The sequence below is a fragment of the Mammaliicoccus sp. G-M28 genome (genome assembly GCF_022386595.1).
Lineage (GTDB): Bacteria > Bacillota > Bacilli > Staphylococcales > Staphylococcaceae > Mammaliicoccus > Mammaliicoccus fleurettii.
On the sequence record NZ_JAJNIF010000011.1, the window covers coordinates 35,126 to 54,744 of the forward strand.

21 protein-coding genes are annotated in these 19,619 nt (G+C 30.8%); 5 read left to right on the top strand and 16 right to left on the bottom strand.

Features of this window, described 5'->3' with window-relative positions; genetic code table 11:
• Positions 1-4: 4 nt before the first annotated feature.
• Entirely contained in the window at positions 5-922 is a 918-nt protein-coding gene (mntC, locus tag LQ609_RS09870) for a manganese ABC transporter substrate-binding lipoprotein MntC (RefSeq protein ID WP_107509447.1), read from the top strand.
• Positions 923-1,583: 661 nt separating this feature from the next.
• Here mntC and LQ609_RS09875 read toward each other — a convergent pair.
• The 8 genes from LQ609_RS09875 to LQ609_RS09910 are packed head-to-tail and all read right to left on the bottom strand — an operon-like array spanning position 1,584 to position 8,045.
• Complete coding sequence (locus LQ609_RS09875; RefSeq protein ID WP_078358087.1) at positions 1,584-2,075, bottom strand: Na+/H+ antiporter subunit G; 492 nt, start codon at positions 2,073-2,075, stop codon at positions 1,584-1,586.
• Complete coding sequence (locus LQ609_RS09880) at positions 2,053-2,346, bottom strand: monovalent cation/H+ antiporter complex subunit F (protein WP_078358086.1); 294 nt, start codon at positions 2,344-2,346, stop codon at positions 2,053-2,055. Before LQ609_RS09880 ends, LQ609_RS09875 begins: the two co-directional genes overlap by 23 nt.
• Positions 2,346-2,828 carry a Na+/H+ antiporter subunit E gene (locus tag LQ609_RS09885; RefSeq protein WP_078358085.1) on the bottom strand — a complete coding sequence of 161 codons (483 nt, stop codon included), beginning with the start codon at positions 2,826-2,828 and terminating at the stop codon, positions 2,346-2,348. The genes LQ609_RS09880 and LQ609_RS09885 overlap by 1 nt, the downstream gene beginning before the upstream one ends.
• A 2-nt stretch (positions 2,829-2,830) precedes the next feature.
• The gene (locus LQ609_RS09890) at positions 2,831-4,327 is read right to left on the bottom strand and encodes a Na+/H+ antiporter subunit D (RefSeq protein WP_078358084.1); all 1,497 of its coding nucleotides are present in this window, start codon (positions 4,325-4,327) and stop codon (positions 2,831-2,833) included.
• The gene (locus LQ609_RS09895) at positions 4,320-4,667 is read right to left on the bottom strand and encodes a Na(+)/H(+) antiporter subunit C (RefSeq protein ID WP_078358083.1); all 348 of its coding nucleotides are present in this window, start codon (positions 4,665-4,667) and stop codon (positions 4,320-4,322) included. Before LQ609_RS09895 ends, LQ609_RS09890 begins: the two co-directional genes overlap by 8 nt.
• Entirely contained in the window at positions 4,664-5,089 is a 426-nt protein-coding gene (locus tag LQ609_RS09900) for a monovalent cation/H+ antiporter subunit B (RefSeq protein WP_078358082.1), read from the bottom strand. The genes LQ609_RS09895 and LQ609_RS09900 overlap by 4 nt, the downstream gene beginning before the upstream one ends.
• Positions 5,076-7,475 carry a DUF4040 family protein gene (locus LQ609_RS09905; RefSeq protein ID WP_239734685.1) on the bottom strand — a complete coding sequence of 800 codons (2,400 nt, stop codon included), beginning with the start codon at positions 7,473-7,475 and terminating at the stop codon, positions 5,076-5,078. The genes LQ609_RS09900 and LQ609_RS09905 overlap by 14 nt, the downstream gene beginning before the upstream one ends.
• A gap of 18 nt (positions 7,476-7,493) precedes the next feature.
• Positions 7,494-8,045, bottom strand: coding sequence for a tyrosine-type recombinase/integrase (locus LQ609_RS09910; protein WP_107509449.1), 552 nt, complete (start codon positions 8,043-8,045; stop codon positions 7,494-7,496).
• 136 nt (positions 8,046-8,181) lie between these two features.
• Here LQ609_RS09910 and LQ609_RS09915 point away from each other — a divergent pair, with 136 nt between their 5' ends.
• Positions 8,182-8,391: a DUF1659 domain-containing protein gene (locus LQ609_RS09915; protein WP_078358079.1), complete on the top strand. Its 210-nt coding sequence runs from the start codon at positions 8,182-8,184 to the stop codon at positions 8,389-8,391.
• Between the two features lie 32 nt (positions 8,392-8,423).
• Entirely contained in the window at positions 8,424-8,639 is a 216-nt protein-coding gene (locus LQ609_RS09920) for a DUF2922 domain-containing protein (RefSeq protein ID WP_078358078.1), read from the top strand.
• 290 nt (positions 8,640-8,929) lie between these two features.
• Here LQ609_RS09920 and LQ609_RS09925 read toward each other — a convergent pair whose 3' ends face one another.
• Positions 8,930-9,259 (bottom strand): MarR family transcriptional regulator, encoded by a 330-nt coding sequence (locus tag LQ609_RS09925; protein ID WP_078358077.1) that lies wholly within the window; start codon positions 9,257-9,259, stop codon positions 8,930-8,932.
• 262 nt (positions 9,260-9,521) lie between these two features.
• Between LQ609_RS09925 and LQ609_RS09930 the strand changes: the two genes are divergently transcribed.
• A complete protein-coding gene (locus LQ609_RS09930; protein WP_239734686.1) occupies positions 9,522-11,702 on the top strand; it encodes an AraC family transcriptional regulator in 2,181 nt (726 codons plus the stop codon).
• Between the two features lie 53 nt (positions 11,703-11,755).
• Here LQ609_RS09930 and LQ609_RS09935 read toward each other — a convergent pair whose 3' ends face one another.
• From LQ609_RS09935 to LQ609_RS09945, 3 genes are all read right to left on the bottom strand, one after another.
• On the bottom strand, positions 11,756-12,718 hold the full coding sequence (locus LQ609_RS09935; protein ID WP_078358075.1) for an LCP family protein: 963 nt from the start codon (positions 12,716-12,718) through the stop codon (positions 11,756-11,758).
• A 246-nt stretch (positions 12,719-12,964) separates the two neighbouring features.
• Complete coding sequence (locus LQ609_RS09940) at positions 12,965-13,261, bottom strand: hypothetical protein (RefSeq protein WP_078358074.1); 297 nt, start codon at positions 13,259-13,261, stop codon at positions 12,965-12,967.
• Between the two features lie 55 nt (positions 13,262-13,316).
• Positions 13,317-13,736: an HTH domain-containing protein gene (locus LQ609_RS09945; RefSeq protein WP_078358073.1), complete on the bottom strand. Its 420-nt coding sequence runs from the start codon at positions 13,734-13,736 to the stop codon at positions 13,317-13,319.
• Between the two features lie 114 nt (positions 13,737-13,850).
• On the opposite strand from LQ609_RS09945, the gene LQ609_RS09950 reads away from it, so the two are divergent.
• Positions 13,851-14,807 carry an ornithine cyclodeaminase family protein gene (locus tag LQ609_RS09950; protein WP_078358072.1) on the top strand — a complete coding sequence of 319 codons (957 nt, stop codon included), beginning with the start codon at positions 13,851-13,853 and terminating at the stop codon, positions 14,805-14,807.
• A gap of 108 nt (positions 14,808-14,915) precedes the next feature.
• On the opposite strand, the gene LQ609_RS09955 is transcribed toward LQ609_RS09950, so the two are convergent.
• Genes LQ609_RS09955 through LQ609_RS09970 form a run of 4 tightly spaced genes read right to left on the bottom strand, consistent with a single transcriptional unit; the run spans position 14,916 to position 19,163 of the window.
• Positions 14,916-15,767 carry a MurR/RpiR family transcriptional regulator gene (locus LQ609_RS09955; RefSeq protein WP_115337123.1) on the bottom strand — a complete coding sequence of 284 codons (852 nt, stop codon included), beginning with the start codon at positions 15,765-15,767 and terminating at the stop codon, positions 14,916-14,918.
• Between the two features lie 5 nt (positions 15,768-15,772).
• On the bottom strand, positions 15,773-17,209 hold the full coding sequence (locus tag LQ609_RS09960) for a PTS transporter subunit EIIC (RefSeq protein WP_239734687.1): 1,437 nt from the start codon (positions 17,207-17,209) through the stop codon (positions 15,773-15,775).
• Positions 17,210-17,228: 19 nt separating this feature from the next.
• The gene (murQ, locus tag LQ609_RS09965; protein ID WP_107509454.1) at positions 17,229-18,113 is read right to left on the bottom strand and encodes an N-acetylmuramic acid 6-phosphate etherase; all 885 of its coding nucleotides are present in this window, start codon (positions 18,111-18,113) and stop codon (positions 17,229-17,231) included.
• Positions 18,114-19,163: a MupG family TIM beta-alpha barrel fold protein gene (locus tag LQ609_RS09970; RefSeq protein WP_239734688.1), complete on the bottom strand. Its 1,050-nt coding sequence runs from the start codon at positions 19,161-19,163 to the stop codon at positions 18,114-18,116.
• Positions 19,164-19,619: the final 456 nt, after the last annotated feature.

Genomic DNA, 19,619 nt, shown 5'->3' on the forward strand with positions numbered 1-19,619 from the left:
CATTATGAAAAAATTATTGTTTTCACTCATAGCTGTCATCTTATTATTGAGTGCATGTAGTCAATCTTCGTCTAAAAATGATAAACATTTAAAAGTCGTCACTACAAATTCTATACTTGCTGATATGACTAAAGAAGTAACTAAATCAAACGCAAAAGTCACAAGTATCGTTCCCATTGGTCAAGATCCACATGAATATGAAATCAAACCACAAGACGTTAAAGAACTTACAGATGCCGATGTTATCATATATAATGGCTTTAATCTTGAAAGTGGAAATGGTTGGTTTGAAAAAGCTTTAGAACAAGCTGGCAAAAAAATATCTGACAAAAATGTTATACAAGCTACAGAAGATGTAAAACCTATTTACTTAAAAGGTGGAGAAGGAGATAAAAACAAAGTCGATCCTCACGCTTGGTTAAGTATTGAAAATGGTATTAAATATGTAAATACTATCGAAAAACATCTGAGTAAAATAGATGGAAAATATAGTAAAGATTATAAATCGAATGCAGATAATTATACAAATAAACTTAATAAATTACATAGCAAAATGAAAAATGAATTTAATGATATAGATGAGAACAAACGAGCATTCATTACAAGTGAAGGTGCATTTAAATATTTTGCAAAAACGTATCATATAAAACCAGGTTACATATGGGAAATTAATACAGAAAAACAGGGTACTCCAGATCAAATGAAACAAGCCATTAATTTTGTTAAAAACAATCATCTATCATCATTAATCGTAGAAACAAGTGTAGATAAGAAAAGTATGCAAACATTAGCTGAAGAAACGAACCTTGAGATTAAAGAAGAAGTCTTTACAGATTCTATAGGTAAAAAAGACTCTAAAGGAAATTCATACTACAATATGATGGAACACAACGCCAAAGCAATACACAATAGTATGAAATAGTTATTGAATTTATAAAAAAGTCTGAGACAAATTAATTGTCTCAGACTTTTTTATGGACACCTTTCATGAGAAAGAGAATAACAACCTTATTGTCGACAGTTTTTTGCGCTGACTCCTGTGGGAAAAGCATGATTCGAAGACTACAGGCTGAGAACATGCCCGTGGAAAGCATGCGCATAAAAAAACTGCCGGCAAAGTTTAAAACTGTGTCGACAGTTTTTCGTTGGAAAGTAAATAAAGTTACTTGAATTTATCTAGACGAACCAAACTTGATAAATTGAACGCTTCTATTTATCTAGACGAACCAAACTTGATAAATTGAATGCCTCTATTTATCTAGACGAGCCAAACTTGATAAATTCAACGCTTCTATTTATCTAGACGAACTAAACTTGATAAATTCAACGCCTCTATTTATCTAGACGAGCCAAACTTGATAAATTCAACGCTTCTATTTATCTAGACGAGCCAAACTTGATAAATTCAACGCCTCTATTTATCTAGACGAGCCAAACTTGATAAATTCAGTCTTTTTTCCACACTTTTCTCATTGAAAATCTCAAGCTCTTTTTTCTTATGGGCACGTTTCATAAAAAAAATGTCGGCAAAGTCCACGACTTTGTCGACACTATAAAATAAATTAATTGTCTCAACCTTTTTGCTATTTTAAAGTTTTGTCATCTTTTTTCATAACTTGTTTATATTTGCTAAATGTTTCTTTATCATTTTTAGAAAATGCTTCATTCATTAACTGTCTTTTTTCAGCTCTTTTTCTACGATCTTTTTTAGTTTCTTTTCGATCATATCTAAAGTTTAATGATGTTCCTTTTTTCGTAAACTCTTTCATATACATATATGAACCAGAATTGTATGCTGATCTAATAATCATATGACCTGCTACTGGTGATGTTAAATATAAGAATAATATTGTCAATAATGTACGAACACTGAAATAGTCTTGTGTTACTAAGAAATAGATAAATACACCTGTTAATGTAAGCAATACTGATAAAGTTGAGCTTTTAGTTGCAGCATGACTTCTAAGAAATGTATCTCTAAACCTAACAATACCAATTGCACTTATTAAAGCTGCAATTGAACCAAGCAATATAGATAAAGCTGCAATTAGACTAACGATCTCGCTTAGATTCAAAGACACGACCCCCTTCTATGAAACGTGAAATACCTACTGTACTCAAGAAGGAAAGTATCGCAATAATAAGACTTGCTTCTAAGTAGCTAAATGTATCAAAAACAATACTCAATACACCCACAACTGAAACTAATATCGCACCAATTGCATCAAAAGCAATAACTCTATCTGCTGTAGTTGGTCCAATTATCGTTCTAAAAAGTACTATAACAATGGAAATACCATAAATAACAAGTGCTGTATTTATAATTGTTAAAATGATAAATGACATTATTTAAGCACCTCCCAGATTAGTTTCTCATATTTCTTAATTTGCTTAGTTAGAATTTGTTTTTCTTTTTCTGAAACATCAATTGCATGAATAAAGAATCTCCTACCATCAGGCGAGAGTCTTAACACGACTGATCCTGGCGTTAACATAATGAGTAGTGTTAACAATGTAATAGCCCAATCATGTTTCAACGTTGTCTCGTAAGTTACAAGTCCTGGATTTACTTTATTCGTTTTGAAAAGAATATAGTTTATAGTTGTCATACTTGAAGTTACAAGTTGATAGTTGTAAACACAAATAAATTTGAATATTACCCATACTTTTTTTAAATAGAAAACATGACCGAAAAACCTATGCATCAAGTAGACAATAAATATCCCTATAAAATATCCACCTATGAAAGTTGATAAGTGAAATGTATCTTCATCTTGAAATAAAGTCCATAAGAAGGCGATTAAAATATTTAATAATAGTTGTGCCATTATTACTTCGCCTCCACTTCTACATTTGGAATAATTTCTTTAATATATGATTGTTCATTTATATTAAATTGGGCAGCTAATTCTGAAATGTCTAGAACATATTGAGAAGCAATCCCCAACACAATTGTTGCTACAGTCAATATAACCATCGCATAAAGTTTGTTTTTAGATAGCACAACTCTCTCAGCTTGTGGAATGCCTTCTCTTCCAAAATACATCACCAAGAATACTCTCAGTAAGCTGTACATAGCGATTACACTTGAAAGAATCATCACAATGACACCGATTGTATAACCATTCTCTAAAGCACCTTTTATAATTAATAATTTCCCAGGAAATCCACTAAATGGAGGTACACCACCGATAGATAGTATAGTTATAAAGAATATAACGCCTAGACTTGGATAATATTTAATGAGACCACCAAATTGGTCATAATATCTCGTTCCAGCTAATAATACAAACGTACCTATGATTAAGAATAGTAAAGTTTTGATTATCATATCATGGCTGACATAGAAGATAGCCCCAGTTATACCGTCACTATTATTTGCACTTAAACCAAGTACTGCAAAACCAATAGACAAAATTACTTGGTATGCAGCTATTTTTTTAATATCTTTAAATCCTAATACACCTATACTACCGATAATCATCGTAATAATAGCCATTATATATAGTAGAAAATGCGTAACGTCTGGCTTCTCATCAAACATAAGTACCATTATTCTAAGTAACGCATATACACCAACTTTAGTCATAAGACTTGCAAATAATGCAGCTAGTTCTGTGTTTAATGCAGCATACGCTTTTGGCAACCACATAAACATTACAAGAGCAGCCTTACCACCAAATACAAATATCATAATAATCGCCACTAAAGTAACTGTCGCTGGTTGATTACTTTCGCTCACTCTCATAGCTATATGGCCAAAATTCAAAGTACCTAACGTACCATATAAATAAGCAACACCCATCAAGAAGAACCATGAGCTTACGACGTTAATTACAACATAGATAATACTAGCTCTCAACTGTTCAATAGATTGCCCCAGTGTTAGTAATACAAATGAGGCTAAGAGCATAATTTCAAACATAACATACAAATTAAATATATCTGCTGTAAGAAAACTACCATTAACACCAGTTAGTAAAAATAGTATAAAAGATGGTAAAAAATATTTATTTGCTATTCTTTCTCGTTTACCAAAACCAAAATAAATAATAACTGTCACAACAAAACAAGAAACAGTAGTGAACAATAGCCCGAGTTCATCACCTACGAATTGTATTCCAAATGGTGGTTGCCAGTCCCCAAAATTAATTACTAACGCTTTATTTAAACTAACTTCTATTAACATCCAAGCAGTTATTAATGTTGTAATTGTTAAACTCGATATCGCGATACGTCTAGTTAACGTTAAACGTTCTTTAAAGAAGAACAGTATTAACCCAGTAATTAAAGGAACGAGTAATGGTATTAATATTAAATTATTCATCTACATCTTCATCCTCACCGCGTAACGCCTCTATTCTGTTCACTTTCGTTAACTTAAATGTTCTATATACTAAAACAAGTAAAAATGCTGTAATAGCAAAACCTATAACGATTGCCGTCAATATTAGCGCTTGTGGTAAAGGATCTACATAATCTTTACCTTCTCCATTTATAAGAGGGACATTCTTCCCACCAAATTCGCTCATTGATAAAATCATTAAGTTTGCTACGTGTGTATAAATTGCTGTCCCGATAACAATTCGAATTAAGTTCTTAGATAAAATCATATATGTTCCTACAAAGGTCAGTACACCTATTATAATTACAAGTATTAAATTCAACTGTTATCACCACTAATCGCAAGCATGATTGTTACAACAGCTCCAACTACAGTGAGTAGTATACCTAGCTCAAATAGTGTAACACTTGATATATGAATTTCACCTAATAGCGGTAATGTGACATAACCGTCTTCGTGAGTTAACATTGGATGACCAAAAAATATTGGTATAATACCAGTTCCGATAGAGATTAAACAACCGATAATCGTCACTGCTCTAAAATCCAGCGGCATTGATTGGACAACTGTTTCAACATCAAAAGCTAAAAACATTAAGATAAAGGCTGAACTAAAAACAAGTCCACCTATAAATCCTCCACCAGGGTTATCATGACCTGCAAGAAAAATATAAAATCCAAACGTCAAAATAATAAAAATGGCTATTTTGGATATCGTTTCTAATACCACATCATTTTCTTTCATTAGGATCACCCTTTCTTATCTTAAATTTAACTAAAGTGAATATACCTAAACCAGCAATCAAAATAACAATACCTTCTAACATTGTATCGAGTGCTCTAAAGTCTCCGAGTATACCGTTCACTATATTTTTAACGCCTGCTAATTCGTCGGCATGCTCATAATAAAATGAAATTTTGTCGAATAAACTATCTTGTTGCATCATAATAACGAAGATTACGACAAAGACTGCCATTAATAAAGAAATCATTAATTTAAATACTTCACTTAACACATGAGGATTATCCTTTTGTACGTTTGGCAAATGGTAAAATACTAATAAAAATAACACTGTTGTGATCGTTTCAATTACTAATTGTGTAAGTGCTAAATCTGGTGCTTTCATAAATATAAATACCACTGCTATTGAATATCCTATTACACCGTTTAAGATGGTCATCGTCATTCTTTCACGAATAAACATTAATGCTGTCGCAGTTATCACGATATTAATTAAAATAATAATTTCAAATGTTGAAGCATCTGTAATATGATAATAAGCTATATCGTAAATACCTACTTGATAAATACCGTATCCCATTATGACAAAGAATATAATATATATAATGTGCAAGTATTGATTCAATTTATTGTTCATTATACTTTGAATTGAGAACGTACTAACTCTATCTAATAAACTCATACCTTGTGTATAAAGCGTATTAATTTCAAGTTGTTTAGAAAACTTACTATATATAACATCCCATTTAGGAAATAGCACAAGTAATGTACCACAGATATAAATACCTAATGTTAAGAATAATTCTACTGTGAAACCATGCCATGCACTAATATGAGGTAAATGATTCATAACTTGACCATCTTGGAATATATCTCTTAACGCTGGTCCAATTAAATATTCTCCTAATATATTAGGAACAAAGAAAATTGTAGGTACAAACAACACGATTATAAATGGTGCAATTAACAATCCACCGCCATCATGACGAGGTACTTTAGGTAATTGTTCTTTTTTAATTTGTCCAAAGAATGGTTCTTTAATTAACTTAATACAATAAACAAATGTAAAAATGCTGCCTATAAATCCAGCTGATATCATTACAATGGACATTACTTGATTAAATATTTCAGTATGTCCTGTTTCCACTAAACTAGTAAAAAATGCTTCTTTACTTAAAAAACCATTAAACAATGGAATACCAGCCATAGACAGTGCACTTATCGTCATAACAACTGCTGTTATTGGCATAATTTTTCGTAATCCACCTAGCTTTTTAACATCTCTTGTGCCTGTTTCATGGTCAATAATGCCAACACCCATAAATAGAACACTTTTGAAAATAGCATGATTAATTAAATGGAATAATGCTGCAAACAAACTTGCTAAAAAGATTTCATTATCCGCTTTAAAATTACTGTTTAAAGCAAGTAATCCTAAACCAATCATCGTCATAATCATACCGAGCTGACTGATTGTAGAATAAGCTAGCATTGCTTTTAAGTCTTTCTTATTTACTGCAAAGAAAGATCCTACCAATAAAGTAACTAACCCAACTGTAACAACTGTATAAACAACCCATTCACTTTGACCAATAATTGGTGTGAATCTTAATAATAAATAAAGTCCTGCTTTAACCATTGTTGCTGAATGTAAATAAGCACTTACTGGCGTTGGTGCTTCCATAGCATCCGGTAACCAAATATGGAATGGAAACTGTGCTGACTTCGTAAATGCTCCGAGTAAGATTAAAATGACTGCAAGTACAAACCATGGTGATTCAAATATTTTATCAACCATACCCACTTGTTCAGTAATTGTATTCGTACCCGTAATGCTATATAGCAGAATTAAACCTACTAACATAGCCATTCCACCAAAAACAGTGATTAAAAATGATTTCAAAGCACCTTCTTGACTTTTCCCACGTTGATACCAATATGAAATAAGTAAGAATGAAGAAATACTCGTCAATTCCCAAAATGTATATAACAAAATTGTATTATTAGAAAGTACTACGCCCAACATTGCGAGCATAAACATTAATAAATACGTATAAAATCTTGGAAGGTTATCTTTTTCATGAGATAAATAATAAATAGCATAAAGGAAAACACCTGCACCAATTAATGAAATAAGAAGTGCAAAAATTAAAGATAAGCCATCAAGTCGAAAATCTAAATTAACATCAATGATAGGTATCCATTCTTGAAAATAAGTAACTATATTTCCAGTATAAACATTCCTAATTTGGCTAAGAAAATATATGGAACTAAGTACTGGAGCAATTAAACTTAGCCAACCTGCAAATCGACTAAACTTTGTATTCATAGTCATAAGTACAATTGACATTACAACTATAATCATTAAAAACAGCCATACTAAAGCCATACACTAACTCCTTTCTCTCTATATATTAAGTTCTATTGTCGTTTCTTTTTTAATAGTCGTTACGTCAATAAATTTTAGTGTCTCTAGTAAAGATTGATGTCCAAGATACTTTTGAATAATAGATACAGAAATCCCGGATTTGAAAGCATGATATGCAAAAGTTTTTCTTAACGAGTATAACCCAATATTCTTGAGCCCTACCTCTTCAGCAGCCACATGAATAATTCTATAAGCTTGTTGTCTCGATAATTGTTTTTTTGTTTTGATGGACATAAATACAAAGTCGTCTCTCTTAAGCCCTTCTTCCCTTATAAAAGATGACAAACTCGATCTTAAATGAAGAGGAATGACCACTCTTATTAAATCCTTCTCATCATTAATCCAATTATATTTAATATCATTATCCTCATCTAATAAATCCTGAACAGTTAAAGTCAATAATTGATTAACTTTCATTCCAGTATGAATAGCCAAGCTAAACAATAAATAATCTCTTTCACTATGTGATTTAAGCACTTCATACATTGCTCTTATATCGTCTTTATTCTTAATTGGAGATACTTGTTGCATGCAATTTGTCCATCCTTCCTAATTAAGGTACATATTAATAATAATATATATTTGAGTAACATGAAAGAAATTTTTACCTTTTTTTGTCGTTTTTACAAAGATATTTCGATATATAAGTTGAAAGGAGGTATTAATTATGGAAACAGTTAAAGACATTAACATCATATTATTACATCAATATTTAGACGAAGCCTCTAAAGTGAAAACTGTTCAACGAAAATTTAATGCAATTAATTTAAACGTTACTCCTGAACAAGTTAAAACTTTTAAAGCTATCATCGAAACATTAAGCGACGAAAAGTTCAAAGATGCTTATATCGTCAAAACAATTCAGATAGAAAATTAATACTATCTGATAATAAGTTAGGAGGTGAAAACATGAGAAGAGTATTAGAATTAACATTTAAGACATCAACTGAAAAAACATTTACACTCCAAATTCAAAATCCAAAAGCAGATTTAACAAAAGAATTTGTAGAGCAAGCGATGAATAAAATCATGAAACTAAACTTATTTAATTTATCAAAAGGAGAATTAGTTTCAATCCATTCAGCGCAATATATAGAGCGTAATACTCGCCCTTTAATTAAATAATCTATATACAAAAAAAGTGGCTGAGACAAATTAATTGTCTCAGCCTTTTAGTATTTGGTCATTTATTTTTACACAAGTCGGAAGTTGTGTAAGCATGGGTAGCTATATTCACACTAGTTGAGAGAAGTGTAAGCATGGGTAGCCATATTCACACAAGTCGGAAGATGTGTAAGCATGGGTAGCTATATTCACACATATAGTAAGATGTGTGAAAGATTTTTATACAAAAGAGCAGAACTTCATTTTTACAAAGAAGTTCTGCTCTTTTATGTCCTGAATTCTTATTTTTGTTAAATATCTTGAACGAGTGCTTTATAGTTCTCTTTATGCTTTTCATCCATGAAGTAATATACTTTTCTTTCATCAAGATCACTTCTATATTTATCTATTAAACCTTTTCTATACAACTTTGCTAAGTTTGTACCTATATTTGAAGGTCTCGTTTCGAGTTCTGTTAATTTACCGTTTAGTATTTCTTTTATCGTGATTTCTTTAGCTCTGAATATTTCTTCTAATATAATAAATTCAACTAGCGATAAGCGTTTATCATTTTTTAAATTTGTTATTTTATTTTCATAATCTATCATTTCTTGAATTGTTTTGTTAAATATTTCTGCCACTTCAAACCCTCCTGTTTTAAATTCTCCCGATTTTTAATAGTTCGCAATACATAAATTTCATTAATTATTATTGTAACCCGTTTTAAATTCATATTTTGATTAAATCGATTAGAATATTTGATTTATTATAATACAACTTATCTTTTTCAACGAATCAGGTAACATATAATTACTTTTTTTGATATTATGATAGTATAAACATTTAAAATATGACGATATTTGATGTTATATTCCAATTTTTGTCTTTCCATGAGGTGGTTATTTGTATAATTACGAGATTACTTTACATAAAGAAAGCATTATTAATCCTAAAAAACCAGGATTTGGTGCACTATGTTTTATTTTAGAAGGAAAAACGGATTTAACTTTAAATCATACGAGCTATACTTTTAATGTCGGAGAATTATTCTATTTACAGGATAATGATAACTATTTACCTATTATTAATAATGGTTTAGTTGCTATTCTTCATATTAGTTACTCAATGATGGAAAGTTTAAGTGGAGAGGAAGCTTTCGTCTTTAACATTCCTAGAACTACAAAAACCAATGAATTAGATAGATTTAAACACCAAATTAAAGATTTGTTTATTAGAGCTATATTAGCAGATTTAAACAACGTAAAAATTAGACGTAGTCATTATGTGGTAGAAATTTATAAAATTTTGTATGAACGATTTAAAGTTGATACTAAAAACTATGGACAAATCGAAATCAAGTTAAGTAGCCTTATATATAAAGTTAAACAATATATTGACCAGCATTATCATGAAAGACTTTCACTCAATAGTGTAGCAAGCCAGTTCTATATTTCTCCAGAACATTTATCACGAGAATTCTCGAAACAAATGGGAACGACATTTATTCAGTATTTAAAAGAAACGAGATTATTCCAAGCAACATATGCTTTATTGTTCAGTCAATTTAAGGTTGAACAAATTGCTAATAGTCACGGTTTCTCCAGTTATCACAATTTTAATCGACAGTTTAAGGAACAATTTCATGTAACACCGAACCAATATAGATTACAATATAAAAAACACAAAATTAATAAAGAAAATGAAAATATTTCTAATGATTATAAAGATTTACTCATTTCTAAATTGCAAAAAATGATGCAAAATAGATCGTTCGTACATGAGTATAAAAAAATGTCTTTTAATGATGGTCCACTTAAAACATTAAGAGCCAATCATAAGACATATTTACATATAGGCGATGTTTATGATTTCTACTCACCTTTTCTAGGTGAAATTTTAGAAAATGTAGAAAAAATGACTCAAACACCTATTATCATCATTCACTGTTCAGTGAAGAAATTTTTCAATGATGAACATAAAGAAATTTATAAACAAAATTTAGGTTTTTGTTTAAGTATGTTTTCAGATACTCGAATTATTCCATCTATAAAATTATACGATATTGATTTAAACGATACTAAATTTAAAACAAACTGGCATGAACTAATAGATACGATACATAATTATTTTTATAATAAAAATGGAGAAATATTCTTTGATATAAACTATGCCGATGTTTATCAAATCAGACAACAAATAAGAGAAACAAAAGATAGACTTAATGACATTAAGATTATGATCAATGCACCAAATCCTTTTGAGAATACATATGAGGATATGAATATGAAAGTCTGTCATTTTAATGAAATAGATGGTTTTGCTTTAAGTTACAACTTTAATAGTCTATATAAACTAGATGAAATGAGTCATTATGATATTATAAAAATCACAAACGAATATACAGAAAAACTCATTCAAAATATGTCATATTTAAAATCATTTAATAAAGAAGTTATACCTTTAGAATGGAATATTTTAAATGGTGATACATACACAAGTAGTGACTTTTATTTTAATGTTTCAATAATGTTGAAACATTTATTAAATATTACTAATTATATTTCCGGTATAGGGTTCTGGTTAATGGAAGAATCATCAGCTAAATATGCATCAATAGAGCAACCACTTTCTTTATATTTAAAATATCATTGCAAAAGTCCAACAAATTACTTATTAACTATATTGAGCCATTTTAACGAACAACACTTTTATGAAGGACCGAATTACGTTAAATTTGAAATACATAACAAAATCTTTTTCTTATTGTACAATTATGAGCTCTATCATCCTCATGATATAAATTACCAAAATAATATAAGTGTTATTTTGTCTTATAAAGATATCCCTTTCGAGAAATTTAGAGTTACTAAGATTACTTTTGATCAAGATAACGGTAATATATTTAAAGCAATAAGGAAATTAGACCACAATCATGGTAATTTAGATTATTTGAACACCGTTTTGTTAGATAGATATTGCTCACCCGACATAGAAATGGCAGACTACAATAGTAATAATATAGACGAAACATATTATATAAAAACAAATGGTATCAAATTGTTAATTGTTCAAAATCAAGGATAATTAACAATATAAAAAAAGTAGAAATTCTTCTTGGAAGAATTTCTACTTTTTTATTAATCTAATTCTAAGTTAGAACGGTAATTATCTACTACTTCTTTTTTACTAGAATCACTAGGTACGAAGTAATATAATCCGTCATCTAAAATTGTATCTTGGCCTTCTAATTGGTTTCTATCTACATTATCTAATGCATCACTATATTTAGATCTTAAGCTGTTGATTTGAGAAATCTTTAAATCTGTTTGAACATTATCACCTAATGTATCAAAGATCTGATTGATTTTTGGTAATGAACCAACACTAACTAATTCATTTGCTAAAGCTTGAATAACAAGTTGTTGACGTTCTTGTCTTCCAAAGTCACCACCAGCACCATCTTCTTTTCTACTTCTAATAAATGCTAATGCTTCTTTTCCATCTAGTTTATATTTTTGACCTTTAACATATGAATTTCCTTTAACTGTAAATGTCGCATTACTTGTAACAGTTACGCCACCAGCTTGATCGACTAATTCTTCAACACCATCCATATTAATTGATGCATAATGGTCAACTGGTACATTCATAAGTTTCTCTAATGAGTTAATAGCCATTTTCGGACCACCATATGCATACGCATGGTTAATCTTTTCAACAGAATCTTGACCAACTATTTCTGCTCTTGTATCTCGTGGAATACTTACCATAACAGTCTTTTTCTTATCAGGGTTAATTGATAATAAAACGATTGAATCTGATCTTTCCCCGCCACCTTGAGCTGCTCTTGTAGAATCTGAATCTACTCCGAATAAAGCAATGGATATTGGATCTCCATTTACATCCACAGCTTTCTTTCTTAACTCTGATTTATCTCTGTCTAATGGATTATGTATTGAATTACCTAATGCAAAAAATTTATATACAAAAAATGCCAAAGCAATTAAGAACAGAAGTAATAAAATAATGACGATTGTCGTTACTATTTTAAACGCTGCAGACTTTGGTTTTTTCGTCGAACGCTCATATTGATTTGCCACGTGTGCTCAGTCCATTCTATTTTTTTCTTTATTATACATTTATTTTTCAATCTTTGCCAATATCAAATTAATTATGTGCACAATTTAAATGAAAATCAAAAAGATTGTAAATTTATACTAAATCAACCCACTTATTTCTGGAAAATCTATACATTCTATGATAAAGTATTCTTGTAAATCTACAACGTTACTTGTTTTAAATTTTTTAGACATATTAAACGGGAAAGAGGATGAGATTCGGCGATCTCATCCTCTCTTTTTACGTCTTTTTTTACTAGTTTTAGATTTAATGACTTTAGTCGTTATTTGATTATCGTCAGGATATCTGATTCTAACAATGTCTCCATAAAATAATCGCTGTTCTCCATATCTTTTACATAGAGATAAATCTGGATAAACTTCTTCTACTTTGGCAATATAATTATACGATTTATCCGTCTTCAAAACATCAATAAAATAACCTGGTTCAATACCTTTATTGGTTCCTGCATTAATAACAAATGTCGTATCATCTAAGATTCTTATAATTTCAACTTGTTTCATAATTCCACTCTAACTTTCTTTAATTCTAAAAAATATGAAATATTATGATAACCACTTAGTTGACTGTTTTTAAAGTTTCATAGAGTTGAAGAATATTTAATATGAGATTTCTTTCTTCCTTACGATCAATTTTTTTATTTTTTAATAATCTATTTATTGTTTTCTTTTTTACATTACATAATTTGGCAATAGATTTATTAGTTAAATTATACTCTTTTTTTAACGTTTTTTCAATATAGTACTTACTATATTTTAATGCATCTTTATTCTCACCAATTGAATCAAAGTAATTTAGTCTTTTATCAATCTCATTTCTTTGTTTGTCAGTTAGTACACCTTGATTGCCTTGTAACAATAATTCATACTTTTCTTTTGGTAGATTCAATAGTTTCCTTAATTGTTTATCACCTATCTCATATTTATTTGAGACATTTTGTATTCTTTCAGCATAATTTTTTTTATCTATTTTAGCCATCATATCACTTCCTTCTTTACTATTTTATATACCCCAAAACAGAAAAAATAAGCAATGATATCTATAACATGATATGTTGTAATTACACTAATATTAAGAAAGGTGCGGTTACATATGCATATATTATCGGATTCTGAAATTGAACAGCAATACTTAATGGCAGATGCTATACGAGATACTCAGGACTTATTCCCTAAATTAGAACAAGGCCAAATTTTAGTTGAACATCGAACAGTTATGGAGCTTCCTGATACACATAACGCAATGCTTTATATGCCATGTTTAGATTTAAAAGAAAAGCTCGGAACAAATAAAATCATTTCTATTTTTCCAGATAATCCAAAATTAAATTTACCGACAACTCAAGGAAAAATTTTAATTACTGAATTAGAAACTGGTCAACATAAAGCATTAATTGATGCAAGTTACTTAACAAGGTTAAGAACTGGTGCTTTAAGTGGTATCGCAACTCATTACTTAAGTCGTAAAGATAGCCGAGTACTTGGTGTTATTGGTACTGGTGGAATGGCTTTTGAACAAGTTTTAGGAATACTTGAAGTAAGAAATATTGAACACATATATCTATATAATAGAACAAATGAAAAAGCAGAAATTTTTAAAGAAAAACTAATCAAATTTGGAATTAATGCAGAAATCAATGTCGTTAAAGATGTCCAAGAATTAGTAAAGCAAAGCGACATTATAAACTGTGCAACACGTTCAAATGAATCGGTATTTGACGCTATAGATTTGAAACAAGGTGCACATATTAACGGTGTTGGTTCTTATCAACCTTCAATGCGTGAAATTGATATTAAAGCGATAGAACAGTCATCTAAAATAGTTTTTGATGATATAGATGGCGCAAAAACAGAAGCAGGAGAATTTATTCAAGCTGAAAAAGATGGTCTCTTTAGTTTTGATCATGCATACAGTGATTTACAACAACTAGCATTAGGCAACATAGATGGCCGAACTGATGAACATGAAATTACGATATTTAAATCAGTCGGTGCTGCCCATTTCGATTTAGCAGTTGGCGTTGGCGTATTTAAGAAGTTGCTGTCTTAGATTTTATAGATAAAGAATCCATATATTACTTTTATAAATTAGAAATTAAAAAGCGCCCACTCCGCAAGATAATATCAAACGGAATGGGCGCTTTTTTTGATGAAATTTTTATTCTAAATATAATTCAACTGCATCTCTTGTTTTACTCATTGTCACTACATGGTCGTCATAATTTCTAGATAGATAACTATAAAACAGTATATCTATTGTCATAAGCTGAGAAATAAGAGAACTTGTAGCTGCAAGCCTCAAACTCTTTTCTGAGCTTGCATCGTGTATTAAATAAAAGTCAGATGTTTTAGCTAATGTAGATTTTTCTGATTGTGTAAGCACAACAGTTTGTACGCCATATTTTTTAGCAACTTTAGCTAATGAAATGGTCTCTTTGTTCTCACCTGAATTTGAAATTCCAATTAATACACAGCTTTTACTATGTGAAGCGATAGCTGTGGCTAAAAAATGTGTATCTAGTGAATGGATAACTTGCTTACCTATTCTTGTGAATTTTTGGTATAAATCTTGTGCCACTAAACTAGAAGCACCTACACCAAATACTATAATTGTATGTGTATTATATAATTGATCAACAATTTGATTAATACTTTCATTAGAAATATTTTTTTCTGTCATTTCAAGTGTATGTGAAGCTCTTGTGATCAACTTCTTACTTATTGAATCGACCGTTTCATCTTGTTTAATTTCTTGATAAATACTTTGTTCATGTTGAGGCAAGTATCTAGAAATTGCTAATTTCAAATCTGTGAAACCTTTAAAGTCCAATTTATGTGTACATCTAATAACGGAAGCTGCACTTGTATTTGTTAGTTTCCCTAGTTCTTTAGCACTTAAATTAATCGTCTTTTCAGGATGATTTATGAAATATTCAGCAATTCGTTTTTCATGTTTTGTTAAATGAGACATTTGTTCTTTTATAAATATGAGTAAATGTTGATGTTCCATATAAATTAGTCCTCTTCCAATTCTTGTGGTGCAGTCATTTCTTTATTTGTGCCAAATAAGAATGTTGCAACAAATCCTCCTAGATAAGCTGCTAATAATCCTGCAATATACCCTAAATACATATTATCAGAAATTAAAGGAATCAATGATACACCACTTGGTCCAATTGCTGTTGCACCAATCTGACCAATGCCACCGATGACAGCTCCACCTACACCGCCACCTATACAAGCAGTAATAAATGGTCTACCTAATGGTAACGTAACACCGTAAATTAATGGTTCACCAATTCCTAAAATACCTACTGGTAAAGCACCTTTTAATAAATTAATAATTTTTTTATTTTTTCTACATTTAAACCATAATGCAAAGGCAGCACCTACTTGTCCTGCACCTGCCATTGCTAATATTGGTAACAGATAAGTAGCTCCAGATTGATTAATCATTTCAATATGAATAGGTGTTAAGACTTGATGTAATCCAAACATTACAAGTGGTAAGAATGTTGCACCTAATACAAATCCACTAAATGCTCCACCTATATTAAGCACCCAATCAATAATACCTAACAAACCGTTAGAAATAAATCCAGCTATTGGCATGATTATGAAAATCGTAGCAAGACCCATTATAAATAGCGTAACAGTTGGTGTAACAATAATATCTACAGCACTTGGGACGATCTTGTGTAGTTTCTTTTCTATTATTGATAATATCCAAACAGCGATGATAACACCGATTACACCGCCTTGTCCTGCTGCTAATGGTTCACCGTTGAAAATGTTCTTTATCGGACTTTCTGGATCCATACCAGTTAGCATTGTAGTACCACCGATTACACCACCAAGTCCAGGTGTAGCACCAAATTCTCTAGCTGCATTGATACCAACATAGATAACTAAGTATGCGAAAATACCATTTTTAATAATATTAAATACTAAAACAAATTGTTCCCATGAAGCACCATCTAATGTTCCTGCTGCTAACAAGTTTGAGAGTACTGCTGCAATTCCACCGATTAAACCTGCACCAACGAAAGCAGGTATTAATGGTACAAATATATTCGCGATAGATCTTAATACTTTTTTAAACGGCGTTTGATTCTTTTTATTTATATTTTGTTTAAATAAATCCGCTTCTTTTTCAACTTGTTCTTTATTTGATGCTTTATGTTTAATCTCTTCCCCTAAAGGTACCCCAATTATTGAACTCATTTCATTTGCTACTTTATTAACAGTTCCCGGTCCAATAACCACTTGAAGCATGTCATCTTCTACAACACCCATAACACCTTTAATATTCTTTAGTCCTTCAACATCTACTTTACTATAGTCAACGATATTCATTCTGACACGTGTCATACAATGAATAACTTTGTCTAAGTTATCTCTTCCCCCGACTTCTTTCAATATGTCTTGTGCAATATCTCTTTCTTTTGACATAACCTACACACCCCTTTGTTTACGTATTTCTTACAAACCCCTTAGCTTGTGCTAATTTTTCAATTGCTTCGTCCTTAGTTATATGATGCATCCCCATCACAATAGCAACTTTCACTTGTTCTCCGCTATCTTGAAATAGTTTACTACTTTCTTCATCTGTACAATCTAATACTTCTTGGATCATATTAATTGCACGTTGTTTTAACTTCTTATTAGTTGGTTTTACATCAATCATTAAATTTTCATACACTTTTCCTATACCAACCATGGCACCAGTTGAAATCATGTTAAGAATCAATTTTTGTGCAGTTCCAGCTTTAAGTCTCGTAGACCCTGTTAATACTTCTGGACCAACATCTACTTGTACGGGGAAGTCAGCGTGTCTTCCTACTTCAGATTCTTTATTACATGTAACACAACCTGTAGGCACATTTATTTTTTGAGCATATTTTAATCCACCGATTACGTATGGTGTTCGCCCACTAGCAGCTATGCCAATTACTGTATCGTGCTCATTAATTTTTAAGTCTTTTAAATCTTGTTCTCCAAGACCCTCATCATCTTCTGCACCTTCAACAGCCACTGTCATCGCCTTTTGACCACCTGCAATTAAGCCAATTACAACATCAGGTGTCACTCCAAAAGTTGGTACACATTCTGCAGCATCTAGAACACCTAATCTTCCGCTTGTTCCAGCTCCCATATAAATTAATCTTCCACCATTGTTTAAGCTCTTTATAACTTGTGTTATAAGATTAGCTATAGCTGTATTTTCTTCTTTAATAAACTGGGCAACTTTTTGATCTTCATTGTTCATTACTTCAACGAATTGGGCTGGTGTTAAAGTATCTAACTTTGAAGAATGCTCGTTTCTTGTTTCTGTCGTTAAACGACTTATATCCATTTATTCTTCCCCCTCAACAAACTGAAATGCAGTTCCCGCATCAATCAAGTCTATGCATGCCAAATCTTGTTCGCATACATGACCAATAACATTTACTGCTTTATTACTATTTAAACTCTTATTCACAATTTGTAACTCATTCATATATCGACCATACTTTACATTATCTAAAGTAATGGCACCCCTTTTTCTTGCAATCGTGTTTTCAGGCATTACTTCATCTTTAAAAGTTTGCCTTGCTTCTTCCGCTCTAATCACATCTCTAGCTTTATCTTTCCTATTATGAAAAATTCTCCCAATAACATAATCTAAATGCTTTGTTTCGGATTGCACTTGAAGTGACACGATTCCTTTATTAAAGAAGGTGTTGAACTGATTAATTGTTGATTGATTGATATGCGTATCCCCTATACAAATATCATCTACACCTAGTGCTAATAATTCTTTAGCAGCAACTAGAGGATGGACTTTTCTATGGTCTTCTAATGTAGGTAAACCTTGATATACCGGACCTCTTAAAGTTGTTCCAGGAACAAATGCCATTACTGAAACATCTGGAAAAGATACCTTCAACTCTTCGTTTTTATTTATAAAGAATTGTTTATCCAAACCAGTTTCAGGACGAGGATAGTAATTATGTGCAACCATAATGCGAGTCATATCAACATTTTGAGATTGTAATTGATTAAGTAAATCAATAGCATCTGTACTAGCATTGCAGACAATTTTCACTTTATCTAATAAAGAAATAATATCCGAAAGTTCTAATGAAATATCTAATCTAATATAATCTATGCCTATTTCACTTAAAATTTCCGGTTCTTTATAAGACAAACCAAGATTGGAAAAAGCATGAGGACTTGCATCAGCTATAATTTCAGCTTTATTTCCTACAAGACGCTTCAATTCCTTTAACTTATCAAAATATTGACTTGAGTCCTCTTCAGGAATTTGAAGAGACGTAAACACATAACGAAAACCCTTATCTAGCATTGTTTCAATATAAGAACGATCAAAAGATTCACCTAAATATACTGAAAAACCTAACATATCAACACATCCTTTTTGGAATCGTTTACATTATCTCATTTTTGGAATTTAATTTCAATATTTATATAAATATTACCAGTAATCGGAACGATATTACAATTGAGCGTTTATATAGGAATCTTAGATGCAGAATTTTGAATTGTGCTCCTTAGATTCTTCTTACTAGCAGAATTACGAATTGTGCTCCTTAGATTCTTCTTACTGGCAGAATTACGAATTGTGCTCCTTAGAATGTTCTTACTGGCAGAATTCTGAATTGTGCTCCTTAGATTGTTCTTACTAGCAGAATTCTGAATTGTGCTCCTTAGATTCTTCTTACTGGCAGAATTCTGGATTGTGCTCCTTAGACAACACTTCTTACGGACATTTCTCAGAATTTTGTCCCTTACAGCACCTCTTACGGACATTTCTCAGAATTTTGTCCCTTACAACACTTCTTACGGACATTTCTCAGAA

Excerpts from the sequence above, each read along its gene's own strand:
- mntC (WP_107509447.1), top strand. The coding sequence starts at position 5 with ATGAAAAAATTATTGTTTTCACTCATAGCTGTCATCTTATTATTGAGT.
- LQ609_RS09880 (WP_078358086.1), bottom strand. The coding sequence starts at position 2,346 with ATGTCATTTATCATTTTAACAATTATAAATACAGCACTTGTTATTTAT.
- LQ609_RS09885 (WP_078358085.1), bottom strand. The coding sequence starts at position 2,828 with ATGGCACAACTATTATTAAATATTTTAATCGCCTTCTTATGGACTTTA.
- LQ609_RS09890 (WP_078358084.1), bottom strand. The coding sequence starts at position 4,327 with ATGAATAATTTAATATTAATACCATTACTCGTTCCTTTAATTACTGGG.
- LQ609_RS09900 (WP_078358082.1), bottom strand. The coding sequence starts at position 5,089 with ATGAAAGAAAATGATGTGGTATTAGAAACGATATCCAAAATAGCCATT.
- LQ609_RS09905 (WP_239734685.1), bottom strand. The coding sequence starts at position 7,475 with ATGGCTTTAGTATGGCTGTTTTTAATGATTATAGTTGTAATGTCAATT.
- LQ609_RS09910 (WP_107509449.1), bottom strand. The coding sequence starts at position 8,045 with ATGCAACAAGTATCTCCAATTAAGAATAAAGACGATATAAGAGCAATG.
- LQ609_RS09915 (WP_078358079.1), top strand. The coding sequence starts at position 8,182 with ATGGAAACAGTTAAAGACATTAACATCATATTATTACATCAATATTTA.
- LQ609_RS09920 (WP_078358078.1), top strand. The coding sequence starts at position 8,424 with ATGAGAAGAGTATTAGAATTAACATTTAAGACATCAACTGAAAAAACA.
- LQ609_RS09940 (WP_078358074.1), bottom strand. The coding sequence starts at position 13,261 with ATGAAACAAGTTGAAATTATAAGAATCTTAGATGATACGACATTTGTT.
- LQ609_RS09945 (WP_078358073.1), bottom strand. The coding sequence starts at position 13,736 with ATGGCTAAAATAGATAAAAAAAATTATGCTGAAAGAATACAAAATGTC.
- LQ609_RS09950 (WP_078358072.1), top strand. The coding sequence starts at position 13,851 with ATGCATATATTATCGGATTCTGAAATTGAACAGCAATACTTAATGGCA.
- LQ609_RS09955 (WP_115337123.1), bottom strand. The coding sequence starts at position 15,767 with ATGGAACATCAACATTTACTCATATTTATAAAAGAACAAATGTCTCAT.
- LQ609_RS09960 (WP_239734687.1), bottom strand. The coding sequence starts at position 17,209 with ATGTCAAAAGAAAGAGATATTGCACAAGACATATTGAAAGAAGTCGGG.
- murQ (WP_107509454.1), bottom strand. The coding sequence starts at position 18,113 with ATGGATATAAGTCGTTTAACGACAGAAACAAGAAACGAGCATTCTTCA.
- LQ609_RS09970 (WP_239734688.1), bottom strand. The coding sequence starts at position 19,163 with ATGTTAGGTTTTTCAGTATATTTAGGTGAATCTTTTGATCGTTCTTAT.